Source organism: Roseococcus sp. SDR, assembly GCF_019083995.1.
Lineage (GTDB): Bacteria > Pseudomonadota > Alphaproteobacteria > Acetobacterales > Acetobacteraceae > Roseococcus.
On sequence record NZ_JAHRCU010000001.1, the window covers coordinates 266,291 to 280,713 of the forward strand.

The window sequence follows — 14,423 nt, forward strand, 5'->3', positions numbered from 1 at the left end:
ATGGGTCTCCTCCTGCTGGTTGGGTTCAGTGATCGGCGGCGGCCTGTTCGCGCGCCTTGAGCAGCTTCCAGATCCGGCTGCGCATGTGGGTGAAGGCCGGCGTGTCCATCACCTCCTCGATCGGCATCTCCTCCCAGCCGCCCTCGGCGCGCAGCGGCTTGATGTCGATCGTCTCGATGATGCGGCCCGGCTTGCGGCCCATCACCACCACGCGGTCGGCCAGGTAGATCGCCTCATCCACGGCATGGGTGATGAAGATGACGGTGCGCGGGTTGCGGCGGGCGAGCCGCACCAGCTCCTCCTGCATGACGATGCGCGTCTGTGCGTCCAGCGCGCCGAAGGGCTCGTCCATGAGCAGGGCGGCGGGGTTCATCACATAGGCGCGGGCGATGGCCACGCGCTGCTGCATGCCGCCCGAGAGCTGGTGCGGGAAGCTGTCCTCATGGCCGGAGAGGCCCATCAGCTCGATATAGCGGCCGATCGCGGCATCGGCCTCGGCCTTGGGGGCGCCGCGGCACATCAGGCCGAAGCCGATGTTTTCGCGCACCGTCTTCCAGGGCATCAGCGCGAATTGCTGGAAGACCACGGCGCGCTCCGGCCCCGGCCCCACGACCCTCTTGCCGCCGACCTCGACACTGCCGGAGGAGGGGAATTCCAGCCCCGCCGCCATGCGCATCAGCGTCGTCTTGCCGCAGCCCGAGGGGCCCACGATGGCGACGAATTCCTTTTCCTCGATGCGCAGATCGGTGGTGTCGATCGCCAGGAACTCGCCGCCGCGCGGCAGGCGGAAGGTCTTGGTCACCGCCTTGAAGACGATCTCACTCATGCCGGATCACTCATGCCGTCTGGCCCCAACGCCTGCGGAACCACGCCTCGACGCCACGCAGCGCGACATCGATGGCGAAGCCCACCACCCCGATCCCGATCATCCCCGCGATCACCACATCGGTGGCGAGGTTCCCCTGGCCCTGCACCATGAGGTAGCCGAGGCCGGCGCCCACCACGATCAGCTCGGAGCCCACCAGCGACTGCCAGCCGAGCCCGGCCGAGACGCGCAGGCCCGAGATGATGGAGGGCATCGCACCCGGCACCAGCACATGCTGGATCACCTGCCGGCCGCTGGCGCCCAGCGTCTGCGCGGCCTCGACGAGGCGGGGTTCCACCAGCCGCGCGCCGCGATAGGCGCTGATGACGCAGGGCGCGAAGGAGCCGACGAAGATGATGAGCAGCGGGCCGCCGATGCCGGTGCCGAACCAGAGCGCCGCGAGCGGGACCCAGGCCAGCGGCGCCACGAAGCGGATGCTGTCGAAGAGGGGGGTCACGATCTCATCCAGCAGCCGGTACCAGCCCATCAGCAGGCCGAGCGGGATGCCGATGGCGACCGCGATGGCCCAGCCCATCAGGAAGCGGCCGAGGCTCGCCAGCATATGGTCGGCATAGACATGGCCCGCGAAGGGGTTGTCCCAGAGCCGGACCAGCGTGGCCCAGACGGCGCGCGGCGAGGGCAGCAGGTTGGGCGGCAGCCAGCCCGACCAGGCGAGCAGGCTCCAGGCGCCGAAGAAGAGCGCGAAGCCCGCGATGGTGAGCAGCCAGAACTCGCCAAGGCTGAGCACGGTGCCATGCGGCCCCAGGAAATTGCGCTTTGCCATCAGACCGCGGGCCGCCAGTTGAGGACGCGGCGTTCCAGCAGGCCGAGCAGCCAGGTGGTGCCCGCGCCGCAGACGGCGACGGCCGCCATGCCCACCAGGATCATGCCTGGATAGATGTCCTGCCCCGCGATGTTCAGCACGCGGCCCAGGCCGAAGAAGGCACCCACCAGCTCGGCCGCGACCAGCGTGGTCCAGGAGGCCTGGAGCGAGAGGCGCAGCCCGGTGAAGATCATCGGCATCGCACCCGGGATCACCACATGCCGCAGCACCTGCGCGGTGGAGGCGCCCTGGGTGCGCGCGGCCGCGATCAGGATGGTGTCCACCTGGCGCACGCCGGTGAAGGCGTTGATGACGGAGGGCACGAAGGCCGTCAGCCAGATGACGAAGACCTTGCCCGTATCGCCCAGGCCGAACCAGACGATGGCGAGCGGAATCCAGGCCAGCGCCGGGATGGGGCGCAGCAGCAGGAAGATCGGGTTGACCAACGCCTCGGCCCGGCGGCTCCAGCCCATCAGCAGGCCGAGCGGCACGCCGGTGATGACGGCCACCGCGAAGCCGCGGGCCACGAGGCCCAGGCTGTGCAGCGCGTGCTCGATGAGGGTCGCACCCGCATAGCCGCGGCCATTGATCTGCTGGAAGGCGGCCCAGACCTCGGAGGGCGCGGGCAGGCGCAGCGGATTGAGCAGGCGCAGCCCCGAGGTGGCGAGCCACCACAGGCCGAGCACGGCGAGCACCGTGGCCGTCCCGACGAGGACGGCACGGGACGGGCGCAGCAAGGCATTGCCTGCGGCCAAGGACATCCTCCAGCTCTCGTGGTTGCACGAAAGAATTTTCAGGATGCTTTCACCCGCTTTCGCGTGAGTCAAACGAAATAGGACTTTCGCCACCCATTTCGTGCTTGAAAATTTTTTCAGAAACGTCAGGATCAACGCATGAAGCCGCGCCCCCGACCGCGCCTGCTGGACATCGCGGCCGAGGCCGGCGTCTCGCTCGCCACCGCCTCGCGCAGCCTGGCGCAGCCCGACATCGTGGCCCCTGAGACGCTGGCCCGCGTGCGCGCCGCGATCCTCCGGCTGGGCGGCGCGCGTGCGCTCGACGCGCCACGTGGCGCGAGCGGCAGCGGTGTCGCTGCCATCGTCCCCACGCTCGACAACCCGATCTTCTCCCGCGCGTTGCAGGCCATGCAGGGCGTGTTGAACGGCGCGGGGCATCATCTTCTCGTGGCCTCCTCCGACTACCAGCCCGAGACGGAGCTCGCCGTGCTGCGCGGCCTTCTCGCGCGCGGGGTGGATGGCGTGATCCTGGTCGGCGCCCAGCGCGCGCCCGAGGCGTGGGAGTTGCTGGAGGCGGCGGAGATCCCCGTCGTCCTCACCTGGTGCGAGGCGCCGGGCTTCGACGCGGTGGTGGTGGACAATCACGAGGCCGGGCGCATCGCCGCCGAGCATCTCATCGGACTGGGCCATAAGCGGCTTGGCGTGGTCTGTGGCCTCACGCGGCACAATGACCGCCAGCGCCTGCGCCTTCAGGGCGTGCGCGATGCCGTGGCCGCGCATGGGCTTGAGCTGCCCGAATGGCGCGTGGTCGAGCAGGAGTTCAGCCTGGCCGGCGGGCGCACCGGCTGCGCCGCGCTGCTCTCCCTGGCCGAGCCGCCGACCGCCGTCATCTGCGGCATCGACCAGCTGGCCGTGGGTTGCCTGGTCGAGGCGCAGTCGCGCGGCATCGCGGTACCCGAGCAACTCTCCGTCGTCGGCATCGACAACCTGGAGATGGCGGCGCATCTCTCGCCGCCGCTCACCACCGTGCATGTTCCCACCGCGCGCATCGGCGCCGAGGCGGCGGCGCTGGTGCTGGCACGGCTGCGGCGGCAGTCGTATCCGACGCGCGTGGAACTCCCGGTCGAACTCGTGACCCGCCGCTCCTCCGCCCCGCCGGCGGACGCCGCCGGCTGAGGCACATTCATCCCGCGGTGATTTACAGCGACGGGCCGGCCGCCCAGGATGCATCACGCATCATCGTCTCGTTGAGGAAGAATCCCATGACCTTTCGCGCCCCCCGCCGCGCCCTGGCTGGGCTGCTGCCGGCACTCGCCCTCGCCGCCTGCGCCGGCCCGCCGCCGCAGCCCGCCCCGGCGCCCGACATGGTGGCCGCGCCCGGCTCTCTCTTCACGCTCTCGCCCGGCACGCCGGTGGACGGCAACCTGCGTCTGACGCTGCGCCGCGGCCAACCCAGCGCCACCGGCATCCTCGCCACCAACGGCCAGAACCTGCCGGTGACGGTCACGGGCCTCTCCGTGCAGGGCGGCGGCGCGCGGGTGGATCTGCGCGGGCAGGTCTATGGACTGCCGCGCGGCGGCCCCGACTTCCCGGGCACCTACAACATCGTGGATGCCGGTGGCGCCTCCGCCGCGCTGACCGGCGGGCTCAGCCTCGGCAACGACAACCTCGTGCTCATCCTCCTGCAGCCCCCGCGCGAGGGCATGGTGCTGAGCGTGGCCCAGGGCGGCATGGTCGCGCGGCTCGGCCGCTGATGCGCCGGCGCCTCGCGGGGCTGCTGCTCGGCCTCGGACTTCTCGCGGGCTGCGAAAGCCTGACCGTGCCGATGAACCAGCCGCTGCCGATGAACGCCGCGGGCGAGCCCGACTACGCGGCCAATTACGGCCTGGCGGGCACGCTCACGCAGGAGCCGACGGCGGCGCGCCCCGCGGCGCGGAGCGACCTCCTGGTCTTCGTCACCTTCTCGGGTGGCGGCAAGCGGTCCTCCGCCTTCGGGCATGGCGCGCTGCGCGGCCTGCGCGCCATTCCCGTGCGCCCGCCCGGCGAGGCCGGCTGGACCCTGCTGGATGACGTGGACTACCTCGCCGGCGTCTCGGGCGGGAGCTTCCCGGCCGCGCATTACGGCCTCTACCGCGCCCGGCATTTCGAGACCTTCCGCCAGGATTTCCTGACGCAGGACATCAACAGCTACATCTGGGGCACCTATCTGCTGCCCTGGAACTGGGACTGGCTGGTGAACCCGCTGGTCGGCACCAATGACTACATGGCGCGCGTCTACGACCAGTTGATGTTCCGCGGCGCCACCTTCGCCGACCTGCAGCGCCAGGGCGCGCCCATGGTCTCCATCAACGCGACCGATGTGGTGAATGAGACGACCTTTCCCTTCACCAACGGCACCTTCGGCCTGCTCTGCTCGGATCTGAACAGCTTTCCCGTCGCCCGCGCGGTGGCGGCGAGCAACGGCTTTCCCATCCTGTTCAGCCCGATCACGCTGCAGAACCACGCGGCGCGCTGCGGCGGCCAGCGCCCGCCCAATACGCCGCCCCATGCCTGGGCCGAGCCCGCCTCCGTCGCCTCTCGCCGCGCCGCCATCGCGCGCGAGGCGGATCGTTACGCCAATGCGGAACAGACGCGCTGGATCCACCTGATGGATGGCGGCATCGCGGACAATCTGGCGCTGCGCGGCCTGCTCGATTCCATCACCGTCACCACGCAGAACAGCCCCGTCTTCCGCGAGATCGCGCTGCGCACGCGGCGTATCCTGATCCTCTCCGTGGATGGCGAGGCCGCGCCTGATCGCTCGCTCAGCCGGCAGCGCGTGGTCAGCGGCATCGGGCAGGTGCTGAACGCCGTCTCCGGCACGCAGATCGACGCCTACAACTTCGAGACGCTGGGCCTTGCCGCCGAGATGTCCCAACACCTCGCCGCTGCCTTCCGCGAGGTTCGCTGCCAAGCGGCGCCCACGATCGCGGGCCGGCCCTGCGGCGACGTGCAGGGCCAGTTCGTGCATGTGGCGCTTTCGGGCATCGACGATCCGGTCTGGCGCGCGCGGCTGGAATCCATCCCCACCGGCCTCACCATCCCGGACGCCGATGTGGACGCGCTGGTGCAGTACGGCGAGCAACTGGTGCGCCAGCATCCGGCGATCCTCGCCATCGCGGCGGCGGCGGGCGGCGCGGCGCCGCCGGCGGCGCGTCCGGTGGCGCGGCGGGCGCGCGGCGGATGAACCTGAACGAGGTCGGCTTCTTCGAGCATGCCTGGGTCTGGGGCGTGCCGCTCATCGCCGTCACGGTGGTGATCCATGTGCTGGGGCTCGGCCTCATCCGGCTGTTGCTGGGCGATTTCTACGAGTTGGGGCCGGCCCAGGCGCCGGCGCGTCTCCTGGGCTTCGCCACCTTCATGGGGCTGACGGTCACGCTGATCACCACCCTGCATGTCGTGCAGGCGATCGTCTGGGCGCTGGCCTATCTCTGGCTCGGGGCGCTGACGGATTCGCGCGAGGCGATCCTCTATTCGCTGAACGCGCTGACCTCCTTCGGCCATACGCAGATCTCCCTGCCGGAACATTGGCAGGTGCTGGGCGCGCTGGAGGCTTTGAACGGGATCATGATGTTCACCCTTTCAGGTGCCTTCCTCTTCGGCATGATCCAGCGTGCCTGGCCCAGGGCCGGCGACTGAGGCCGCGGCCGCGGCGGGGGAAGTGGCCCCCTGCCGCGGCGCGGCGACCGAGCTTCACGCGGCGCGGCGACCGAGCTTCACGCGGCGCGGCGACCGAGCTTCAGTAGTAGTTGTTGATGACGGTCGGCGGCTGGCTGTAGTTCGCCACACTGGCTGCGGCCGTGCCGACGGCGGCACCGGCGGCCGCACCCACCAGCGCCCCCGCTGCGAAGCCGCCCACGGGATGCGCGTAATAGGGCGCGACGGGCACCGGCGCGCGCCAGGCCGCGGCCGGATAGGGGTGATACCCCGCGACATAGCCGTGATAGCCACCGCCATAATGATAGGCACCGCCCCAGCGATAGCCCCCGGCGCCGCCGGCGTGCCAGGCGGTGCCGCCGGGCGTGACGCCGCCCGCGCGCCAATAGACGAGCTCAAGCCCTGGCAGCGGGCCGGTCGTGGCCACGTGCGGGCCGCGCCGCGGCCCCGCATCGGCCGGCAGGGAGATCATGCCGAGTGCCAGGGCACCGGCCGCGAAGGGGATGATTCGCATCGGGATTCTCCGGGTGATGGGTGACCGTCGGGGCTCAGCGGTCGAGCCGGTGTTCCTGCACATGCCGGCGCCAATCCGCCAGGCTGCGCTCGCAGAAGGCGCGGTCCACCTCATGCGAGGAGCCGGCGCCGAAGGAGGTGGCGAAGCGGAAGGCGGCGTTCGATCCCATCTGTGCGATCAGGATGCTGTTGAAGGCGAGCAGCGCCGACTGGGCGGCGGGGCGCTCGGCCTCGGGCATGCATTGGAAGGCATGGCCGGCCATCAGGCCGAGATTGACCAAGCCGCGCTCCAGGCTCTGCTCGGTCAGCGGCGGGGATGTCTGCGCCATCGCGCCCCCACTGATGGAGGCCACCAACAACGCCGACAACGCCATGCCCAGAATCTTCACCGAGTGATCTCCTCAACCTTGGTGTGCAAATCTTGCTTCAAGGCTAGGTCATGCGCTTCGTGCCCTGCAAGCGGCATCCGCATGACGATTGCTCAAGGCAGCACGAAGCCCTGCACCAGGCTGGAAGAGAGCAGCGCCCAGCCATCCACGAGCACGAAGAAGATCAGCTTGAAGGGCAGCGCCACCACCGAGGGCGGCAGCATCATCATGCCGAGGGACATGAGGATGGAGGCGATCACCATGTCGATGACCAGGAAGGGAAGAAACAGCAGGAAGCCGATCTCGAAGGCGCGCTTGAGTTCGGTGACCAGGAAGGCCGGCATCAGCGTGCGGAAGGGCGCCGCGTCCGGCGTGGTCGCGGGCAGGCGGGCGAGCTGCGTGAAGAGGTTCAGATCGCTTTCGCGCACATTGGCGGCCATGAACTTGCGGAAGGGTTCCGCCATGGCGGCCAGCCCCTCGAGCTCCGTGAGGCGCCCTTCGTTCATCGGCACCACGCCCTGGGTCCAGGCCTGGTCCAGCACCGGCTGCATGACGAAGAAGGAAAGGAAGAGGGCGAGGCCGATCAGCACCGGGTTGGGCGGTACGCCCTGCGCGCCGATGGCGGTGCGCAGCAGGGCCAGCACGATCACGATGCGCGTGAAGGCGGTCGCCATCACCAGGATGGAGGGGGCGAGCGAGAGCAGCCCGATCAGCGCGGTGAGCTGGACGAGGCGCGCGGTGGCGCCGGGCTGGCCGCCGCCGAGGTCGAGCGAGACGGATTGCGCCAGCGCCGCCCCGGGCAACAGCAGCAGCGCGAGGAGGAGGAGGCCCCTCATGGCGCGGGCGGCACCCAGCCCAGGAAGTTGTCGCCGGCCGGGCCGGTCAGCAGCAAGGCCTCGCGCCCGTCACAGCTGACGAGGATGAGGCGCCGCCGCGCATCGAGGGCGATGGCCGCGCGGATGGAAAGCCGCCCGGGCTGGGTGGTGACGAGCCCCCGCCGGCGCGCGAGACGCGCGGCGCCCCAGGCGAGGAGCAGGACCGCGGCCAGCGCGGCCAGCGCCTGGAGAATGATGTCTGGGGGCATGCGCGGCCTCCTGCCGGCGCTGGAGGGATGGGGCCGTCAGGGTCGCGGCAGGCAGAGGGAGAGCGCCTCCACCTCGCCCGCCAGGCGCAGCAGCGGCGGCAGGAGGGAATCCCCGGAATCGCCCGGCATGCAGGCGACGGCGGCGCAGAGCCGCGCGGCCTCGCGGTCGAGCCCGCCGAGATCCACCTGGCGCCCGGCCAGGACCAGGGCGCGGGCCATGGTGAGCGTCGCGTGCAGGCTCTCGATCGCGGCGAGCATGGCCGCGATCTCGAGGCTCGGCGGCGGGGGCTCGGCGTGGCGCTGGGGCTTCGGCATGGCGCGAGGATGCGGGGATGATGGTTAAGACTTCCTCAGCGCGGCGCTTCACGAAGCCTTAACCGGCATCGGTGTTGGCTGGGCGCATGGATGTCATCGGCAACTCGCCCGTCTCGCTCGCGGAACGCCGCCTCGCCTGGCTTGATGCGCGGCAGAAGCTGCTCGCGCGCAATGTCGCGAACGCCGATACGCCGGGCTTCCGGCCGAGCGACGCCGTCCCCTTCCAGGCGGTGCTGGCGCGGCGCCAGGCGGCGGCGGGCCTCCTCACCACCGATGCGCGCCACCTCACGCCTGCGCGCCAGGCGAGCCTCGCCCTCGAGGCACGGCGCGTGAGCGAGCGCACGCCCAACGGCAACGCCGTCTCGCTCGACGAGCAGGCGGTCCGCATCGCCGAGACCGACCAGGCGCATGCCCTCGCGATGGGGCTGCATCGCAAATACATCGGCCTGTTCCGCATGACGCTGGGCCGCTGATGACCCTCAACCGCAACGCAGGAAAAAGCTGATGGATCTTGATCGCGCCCTTTCCATCTCCGCGGCCGGCATGGCGGCGCAATCCACGCGGCTGCGCGTGGTGGCCGAGAACATCGCCAATCGCGACAGCACCGGCCAGTCGCCCGGCGCCGACCCGTATCGCCGCAAGACCGTGACCTTCGCGAGCCGGCTGGACCGCAGCCTGGGCGCCGAGACGCTGCAGGTCTCGCGCATCGGCCGTGACCAGCGCGACTTCCCCGAGCGCTTCGACCCCGGCCACCCGGCCGCCGATGCGCGCGGCTATGTGAAGACGCCCAATGTGGACAGCCTGGTGGAGAACATGGACATGCGTGAGGCCAATCGCAGCTACTCGGCCAATCTGGCCGTGCTCGAGACCACGCGCGGCATGCTGCTGCGCGCCATCGAGACGCTGCGCTGATGGCCGCCCCGGTTTTCGCCGCACCCAGCCTCGCCCTGGGCGGTGCCGCCGCCGCCTATCGCGCCGCCATGGGCGGGGCCGAGGCGCTCAGCCAGGGCGCCGGCTTCGGCGAGGCGCTGACCCGTGCCGCGCAACGCGCCATTGATGTGGGGCAGGGGGCGGATGCGGCCTCGGCCCGCGCGCTGACCGGCCAGGGCAGCGTGACGGATGTGGTGCTCGCCGTCTCCCGCGCGGAGATCGCCCTGCAGACCGCGACCGCCGTGCGCGACCGCGTGATCAGCGCCTATCAGGACGTGATGCGCATGCCGATCTAGCGGGCCCTCTCCCGCTCTCGGCGCGCACCCGCAGGAGGCGGGGCCGCATGCTCGAACAACCTGTCGCCATGGCGATGCGCGAGGCGCTCTGGGTCAGCCTGCAATTGGCGGGCCCGCCCTTGCTGCTGGTGCTGGCCATCGGCCTCGCCGTCTCGCTCCTGCAGGCGCTGACGCAGATCCAGGAGGCGACACTCGCCTTCCTCCCCAAGCTCGCCGCCATCGGCGGGCTGATGCTGGTCATGGGGCCCTGGATGATCGGGCTGATGCAGGCCTGGTCCATCCGCCTCTTCGACCAGGTGATCGCGCTGGGCGGGTTGCCGTGACGCCGGCCGATGCCGCGCTGCTGGAGGCGCTGCCCGGCCTCGCCTTCCACGCCGTGCTGCTGCTCTGCCGCCTCGGTGCGGCGGCGATGCTCCTGCCGGGCCTTGGCGAGGCGGAGGTACCGGCGACGCTGCGCCTTACCCTCGCGCTTGGCCTCGTCCTCGTGCTGCTGCCGGTGGTCTCGCCCGGCCTGCCCGCCATGCCCGGAGAGGTCTCGGGCCTCGCCTTCCTGCTGCTGGCCGAGATCGGCATCGGGCTCTGGATCGGGCTGCTCGCGCGCTTCCTGGCCATGGCGCTGGCCCAGGCGGGGCAGGTGGTGGCGCTGCTGATCGGCCTCGCCTCGCCCTTGCAGGGGGATATGGTGCTGGGCGCCTCGGCCACCGCGCTTGCGCGGATGTTCGCGCTGGCCACCGCGGCGCTCGTGCTGGCGACGGGGCTGTATGAAATCCCGCTGCGCGCGCTGGTGGAGAGCTATGCCGTGCTGCCGCCGGGCATGGGGCTGCCGGCCGGGGCGGCGGCCGAGACGCTGGCCCGCAAGGCGGCGGACAGCCTGGCGCTGGCCCTGCAGCTCGCCGCGCCCTTCGTGCTGGCGGCGATCCTCTTCAACGCCGGGCTTGGCCTGATCGCCCGCCTCGCCCCGCAGGCGCAGGTCTTCGTCGTTGCCGCACCGGTGCAGATCCTGGGCGGCTTCCTGCTCATCCTGCTGCTGCTGCCCGCCATGCTGGCCGTCTGGCAGGGCGCCATGGTGCAGGGCTTCCTGCGCCTGCCGGGCGGCTGAGCCATGGCCGAGCAGGAAGAGGACGACAGCTCCGCCGAAAAGACCGAGGCGCCAACCCAGAGGCGCCTCGACCAGGCGGCGCAGCAGGGCAACATCGCCCTCTCGCGCGAGGCGGTGGGCTTTGCCACGCTGCTCGCCACCACGCTCCTCGCCGCGATCCTGCTGCCGGGCCAGGTGTCGGAGATGGCGGCGGCGATGCGCGGCACGCTCGGCCGCGCGCATGAGCTGGGCGCGGGGATGGTGGCACGCGAATGGCTCGGGCTTTTCCTGGCGCTCGCCTGGCCAGTGGCGGCGGCCGCCGTGGCGGGGGCGGTGATCGCGACGCTGGCGCAGACGCGCGGCGTGATCTCGGCCAGCGCCATGGCGCCGAGCCTCGCCAAGATCTCGCCCATCGCGGGTGTCACGCGCATCCTGGGGCCGGATGGGCTGCTCGAATTCGCGCGCACGCTGATCAAGCTCGTCATCGTCGCTGCCGCCATCTGGTATGTGACGGCGGACCTCCCGGGCCTCGCGGCGCTGCTGGAGGCGCCGCCGGCGGCGATGTTCGGCGCGGCCGGCGGCGGCGTGCTGCGGCTGCTGGGGGCCACGCTCGCCGCCTTCGCGCTGCTCGTCATCCTCGACCTCATCCTGGTGCGCTTCCGCCACCTCACGCGCCTGCGCATGTCCCGCCAGGAGCTGAAGGAGGAGATGAAGGAAAGCGAGGGCGACCCGCTGATCAAGGGGCGGCTGCGCCAGCTGCGCGAGGCGGCGGGGCGGCGGCGGATGATGGCCGCCGTGCCGCGCGCCACTGTCGTCATCACCAATCCCACGCATTATGCCGTAGCCTTGGCCTATGAGCCCGGGCAGGCGGCGGCGCCGCGCGTGGTGGCGAAGGGGGTGGATGCGATGGCGGCCCGAATCCGCGAAGTGGCGCGCCAGGCGGGCGTGCCGGTGATGGCCGACCCGCCGCTGGCGCGCGCGCTGTATCGCGTCGAGCTGGAGGAGGAGATCCCGGCCGAGCATTGGGACGCGGCGGCGCGCATCATCGCCTATGTCATGCGCCTGCGCGGTGGGCCGTGACGCGCCCGCCGCCCACGGCCGAGGCGCTGGTGAGCGCCCTGCCGCATCCCGCGGCCCTGCTCGACATCGGCGGGCGCGTGGTGCTGGCCAATGCGGCGATGCGCGGCGCGCTGGGTGGCGCCGTGCTGATCCGCCCGGGCGAGGTCGCGGCCCGCCTCTTTCCCACGGCCGAGGGCGCGATCCGCGCCGCGCTGGGAGGCCAGGCCCCGGCGCCGGTGGAGGTCGCGGCCGTCGGCCTGCTGCGCCTCCTGCCGCTGGGCGCGGGCAGCGGCGCGCTGCTGCTGCTGGAGGGTGTGGCGCCCGGACAGGGCGCGCGGCTGGAGATCCTGGGCCGCCTCGCCGGCGGCATCGCGCATGACTTCAACAACCTGCTCTCGGTGATCCTGGGTGCGGCCGGATCGCTCCGGCATGTGGCGCCGGGCCTGGCCGCCGCGACGGAGCTGGAGGCGATCGAGGCGGCGGCCGAGCGCGGCTCGGCCCTGGTGCGGCAATTGCTGGCCTTCGCCCGGCAGCAGGTGATGGCGCCCCGCGTGCTGGACCTGAACGATTCCATCCGCGCCATGGCGGTGATGCTGCCCCGCCTGCTGGGCGCCCGCATCGAGCTGATCCTCGACCTGGAGGAACCCTCGCGCCGGATTCGCGTGGACCCCTCGCAATGGGACCAGGTGCTGCTGAACCTCGTGGTGAATGCGCGGGATGCGATGAAGGGGGAGGGACGTCTGCGCATCGCGACCGGCCGGCGCCTGGTGCTGGACAGCCTGGCCCTGCCGGCCGGGCGCTACGCCATGGTGGAGGTGACCGACAACGGCCCCGGCATCGCGGCCGAATTGCTGCCGCACATCTTCGAGCCCTTCTTCACCACCAAGCTGGAGGCGGGCGGCACTGGGCTCGGCCTTGCCACGGTGCAGGGCATCATCGGCCAGCTGGGCGGCCAGATGGAGGTGGAGAGCAGGCCGGGGCAGGGCACCACCTTCCGCATCCTGCTGCCGCGCCACGAGGGCCCGGCCGATGCACCACCCGCACCGCCGCGCCCGATTCCCGTGGCCGTGCCCGTCGGGCCCGTGCTGCTGGTGGATGACGAGCCCTCGCTGCTGCGCGTGGCCGCCCTCTGCCTGCAACAGGCCGGCTTCGAGGTGGTGCAGGCGCTGGATGGCGAGGAAGCGCTGGAGCGGCTGGAGGAGGGGCTGAAGCCCTGCCTGATCGCGACCGATGTCGCCATGCCCGGCATGGATGGGCTGACATTGGCGCGCGCCGCGAGGCGGCTGATCCCGGATGTTCCGGTGCTGCTGCTTTCGGGCTACTCCGCGGCGATCGTGGATTCCGACCTGGCGCAGGAAGGGTTCCGCTTCCTCGCCAAGCCCTATACGCCCGACACGCTGAAGATGGCGGTGGCGGGCGCCTTCCTCCCTCTTGCAACGCGGCGCGATCTGGAACATTAATAGAACACGAGCCGAGCCGCCGCCCGGATTCATATTTTCAGAATCCGGTGGGCGGCCCGGGCATTGCGTGTAATCTGGCTCGGCATTGCCGCCATGGGTTGTAGGGGATCTCCAGGATGGAAAAAGGAAAGGCGCTCGACGCCGCGCTGAGCCAGATCGAACGGGCGTTCGGCAAGGGCTCCATCATGCGCATGGGCAGCAAGAGCGCGATGGAAGGGGTGGAGGTCATCTCCTCCGGCTCGCTCGGGTTGGATCTGGCGCTGGGCATCGGCGGCTTCCCCAAGGGCCGCATCATCGAGATCTACGGCCCGGAATCCTCGGGCAAGACGACGCTGGCGCTGCACGCCATCGCGGAAGCGCAGAAGAAGGGCGGCACCTGCGCCTTCATCGATGCCGAGCACGCGCTGGACCCGAGCTATGCCCGCAAGCTCGGCGTGGATGTCGAGAACCTGCTGATCAGCCAGCCCGATGGCGGCGAGCAGGCGCTCGAGATCGCCGATACGCTGGTGCGCTCCGGCGCCATTGACGTGCTGGTGGTGGACAGCGTGGCGGCCCTGGTGCCCAAGGCCGAGCTGGAGGGCGAGATGGGCGACACCCATGTCGGCCTGCATGCGCGCCTCATGTCCCAGGCGCTGCGCAAGCTGACCGGCACGGTCAGCCGCTCCAACACGCTGATGATCTTCCTGAACCAGATCCGGCTCAAGATCGGCGTGATGTTCGGCAACCCGGAGACCACCACGGGCGGCAATGCGCTGAAGTTCTATGCCTCCTGCCGGCTTGAGATCCGCCGCATCGGCGCGATCAAGGAGCGCGAGGAGACGACGGGCAACCAGACCCGCGTGAAGGTGGTGAAGAACAAGATGGCGCCGCCCTTCCGGCAGGTCGAGTTCGACATCATGTATGGCGAGGGCATCAGCAAGGTGGGTGAGCTGATCGACCTCGGCGTGAAGGCCGGCGTGGTCGAGAAATCAGGTGCCTGGTTCAGCTGCGACGGCCAGCGCATCGGCCAGGGCCGGGAGAACGCGAAGCAGTATCTGCGCGACAACCCGGCGATGGCCGAGAGTATCGAGAAGCGCATCCGCGGCCAGGCGGCGGCGGTGGCGGGGGCCATGATGGTGGCGCCCGACGCCGATGGCGGGGACGACGGGGAGGAGTAGCCAGGCGCCGCGCGCGCGGGCAGGCTGCGCGCTCCATCGCCTGGA

General features: G+C 71.0%; 20 protein-coding genes. 12 read left to right on the forward strand and 8 right to left on the reverse strand.

Annotated features, from left to right (window positions below; all coding sequences use genetic code 11):
- Window positions 1-25 precede the first annotated feature (25 nt).
- Genes KTR66_RS01335 through KTR66_RS01345 form a run of 3 tightly spaced genes read right to left on the reverse strand, consistent with a single transcriptional unit; the run spans window position 26 to window position 2,449 of the window.
- Entirely contained in the window at window positions 26-826 is an 801-nt protein-coding gene (locus KTR66_RS01335; protein ID WP_213609563.1) for an ABC transporter ATP-binding protein, read from the reverse strand.
- A 10-nt stretch (window positions 827-836) separates the two neighbouring features.
- Window positions 837-1,649 carry an ABC transporter permease gene (locus tag KTR66_RS01340; RefSeq protein ID WP_213609565.1) on the reverse strand — a complete coding sequence of 271 codons (813 nt, stop codon included), beginning with the start codon at window positions 1,647-1,649 and terminating at the stop codon, window positions 837-839.
- Window positions 1,649-2,449, reverse strand: a complete 801-nt coding sequence (locus KTR66_RS01345) for an ABC transporter permease (protein WP_213609567.1) — start codon at window positions 2,447-2,449, stop codon at window positions 1,649-1,651. The genes KTR66_RS01340 and KTR66_RS01345 overlap by 1 nt, the downstream gene beginning before the upstream one ends.
- Before the next feature lie 132 nt (window positions 2,450-2,581).
- Here KTR66_RS01345 and KTR66_RS01350 point away from each other — a divergent pair, with 132 nt between their 5' ends.
- The 4 genes from KTR66_RS01350 to KTR66_RS01365 all read left to right on the forward strand — a co-directional run bounded on the left by KTR66_RS01350 (window position 2,582) and on the right by KTR66_RS01365 (window position 6,100).
- Complete coding sequence (locus KTR66_RS01350; RefSeq protein WP_213609569.1) at window positions 2,582-3,598, forward strand: substrate-binding domain-containing protein; 1,017 nt, start codon at window positions 2,582-2,584, stop codon at window positions 3,596-3,598.
- 86 nt (window positions 3,599-3,684) lie between these two features.
- Window positions 3,685-4,176, forward strand: coding sequence for a hypothetical protein (locus tag KTR66_RS01355; protein ID WP_213609571.1), 492 nt, complete (start codon window positions 3,685-3,687; stop codon window positions 4,174-4,176).
- Entirely contained in the window at window positions 4,176-5,648 is a 1,473-nt protein-coding gene (locus tag KTR66_RS01360; RefSeq protein ID WP_213609573.1) for a patatin-like phospholipase family protein, read from the forward strand. The genes KTR66_RS01355 and KTR66_RS01360 overlap by 1 nt, the downstream gene beginning before the upstream one ends.
- Window positions 5,645-6,100, forward strand: a complete 456-nt coding sequence (locus KTR66_RS01365) for a hypothetical protein (RefSeq protein WP_213609575.1) — start codon at window positions 5,645-5,647, stop codon at window positions 6,098-6,100. Before KTR66_RS01360 ends, KTR66_RS01365 begins: the two co-directional genes overlap by 4 nt.
- A gap of 100 nt (window positions 6,101-6,200) precedes the next feature.
- Here the strand turns inward: KTR66_RS01365 and KTR66_RS01370 are convergent, their stop codons facing one another.
- The 5 genes from KTR66_RS01370 to KTR66_RS01390 form a co-directional block, all read right to left on the reverse strand.
- Window positions 6,201-6,632 (reverse strand): hypothetical protein, encoded by a 432-nt coding sequence (locus tag KTR66_RS01370; protein ID WP_213609577.1) that lies wholly within the window; start codon window positions 6,630-6,632, stop codon window positions 6,201-6,203.
- A 34-nt stretch (window positions 6,633-6,666) separates the two neighbouring features.
- Window positions 6,667-7,020: a hypothetical protein gene (locus KTR66_RS01375; RefSeq protein ID WP_213609579.1), complete on the reverse strand. Its 354-nt coding sequence runs from the start codon at window positions 7,018-7,020 to the stop codon at window positions 6,667-6,669.
- Window positions 7,021-7,112: 92 nt separating this feature from the next.
- Window positions 7,113-7,835 carry a flagellar type III secretion system pore protein FliP gene (fliP, locus tag KTR66_RS01380; RefSeq protein ID WP_213609581.1) on the reverse strand — a complete coding sequence of 241 codons (723 nt, stop codon included), beginning with the start codon at window positions 7,833-7,835 and terminating at the stop codon, window positions 7,113-7,115.
- Window positions 7,832-8,083, reverse strand: coding sequence for a hypothetical protein (locus KTR66_RS01385; protein ID WP_213609583.1), 252 nt, complete (start codon window positions 8,081-8,083; stop codon window positions 7,832-7,834). The genes fliP and KTR66_RS01385 overlap by 4 nt, the downstream gene beginning before the upstream one ends.
- Before the next feature lie 36 nt (window positions 8,084-8,119).
- Window positions 8,120-8,398, reverse strand: a complete 279-nt coding sequence (locus tag KTR66_RS01390) for a hypothetical protein (protein WP_213609586.1) — start codon at window positions 8,396-8,398, stop codon at window positions 8,120-8,122.
- An 86-nt stretch (window positions 8,399-8,484) separates the two neighbouring features.
- Between KTR66_RS01390 and KTR66_RS01395 the strand changes: the two genes are divergently transcribed.
- The 8 genes from KTR66_RS01395 to recA all read left to right on the forward strand — a co-directional run bounded on the left by KTR66_RS01395 (window position 8,485) and on the right by recA (window position 14,378).
- The gene (locus tag KTR66_RS01395; RefSeq protein ID WP_213609588.1) at window positions 8,485-8,871 is read left to right on the forward strand and encodes a flagellar basal body protein; all 387 of its coding nucleotides are present in this window, start codon (window positions 8,485-8,487) and stop codon (window positions 8,869-8,871) included.
- 31 nt (window positions 8,872-8,902) lie between these two features.
- Window positions 8,903-9,310 carry a flagellar basal body rod protein FlgC gene (flgC, locus tag KTR66_RS01400; protein ID WP_213609590.1) on the forward strand — a complete coding sequence of 136 codons (408 nt, stop codon included), beginning with the start codon at window positions 8,903-8,905 and terminating at the stop codon, window positions 9,308-9,310.
- Window positions 9,310-9,624, forward strand: coding sequence for a flagellar hook-basal body complex protein FliE (locus KTR66_RS01405; RefSeq protein WP_213609592.1), 315 nt, complete (start codon window positions 9,310-9,312; stop codon window positions 9,622-9,624). Before flgC ends, KTR66_RS01405 begins: the two co-directional genes overlap by 1 nt.
- Window positions 9,625-9,671: 47 nt before the next feature.
- Window positions 9,672-9,947, forward strand: a complete 276-nt coding sequence (locus KTR66_RS01410; protein ID WP_213609594.1) for a flagellar biosynthetic protein FliQ — start codon at window positions 9,672-9,674, stop codon at window positions 9,945-9,947.
- Window positions 9,944-10,723 (forward strand): flagellar biosynthetic protein FliR, encoded by a 780-nt coding sequence (locus KTR66_RS01415; protein ID WP_371818970.1) that lies wholly within the window; start codon window positions 9,944-9,946, stop codon window positions 10,721-10,723. The genes KTR66_RS01410 and KTR66_RS01415 overlap by 4 nt, the downstream gene beginning before the upstream one ends.
- A 3-nt stretch (window positions 10,724-10,726) precedes the next feature.
- The gene (locus KTR66_RS01420) at window positions 10,727-11,782 is read left to right on the forward strand and encodes a flagellar biosynthesis protein FlhB (protein WP_213609596.1); all 1,056 of its coding nucleotides are present in this window, start codon (window positions 10,727-10,729) and stop codon (window positions 11,780-11,782) included.
- Window positions 11,779-13,221 carry an ATP-binding protein gene (locus KTR66_RS01425; protein ID WP_371818971.1) on the forward strand — a complete coding sequence of 481 codons (1,443 nt, stop codon included), beginning with the start codon at window positions 11,779-11,781 and terminating at the stop codon, window positions 13,219-13,221. The genes KTR66_RS01420 and KTR66_RS01425 overlap by 4 nt, the downstream gene beginning before the upstream one ends.
- A 116-nt stretch (window positions 13,222-13,337) precedes the next feature.
- Window positions 13,338-14,378, forward strand: a complete 1,041-nt coding sequence (gene recA, locus KTR66_RS01430; protein ID WP_213609598.1) for a recombinase RecA — start codon at window positions 13,338-13,340, stop codon at window positions 14,376-14,378.
- Window positions 14,379-14,423 lie beyond the last annotated feature (45 nt).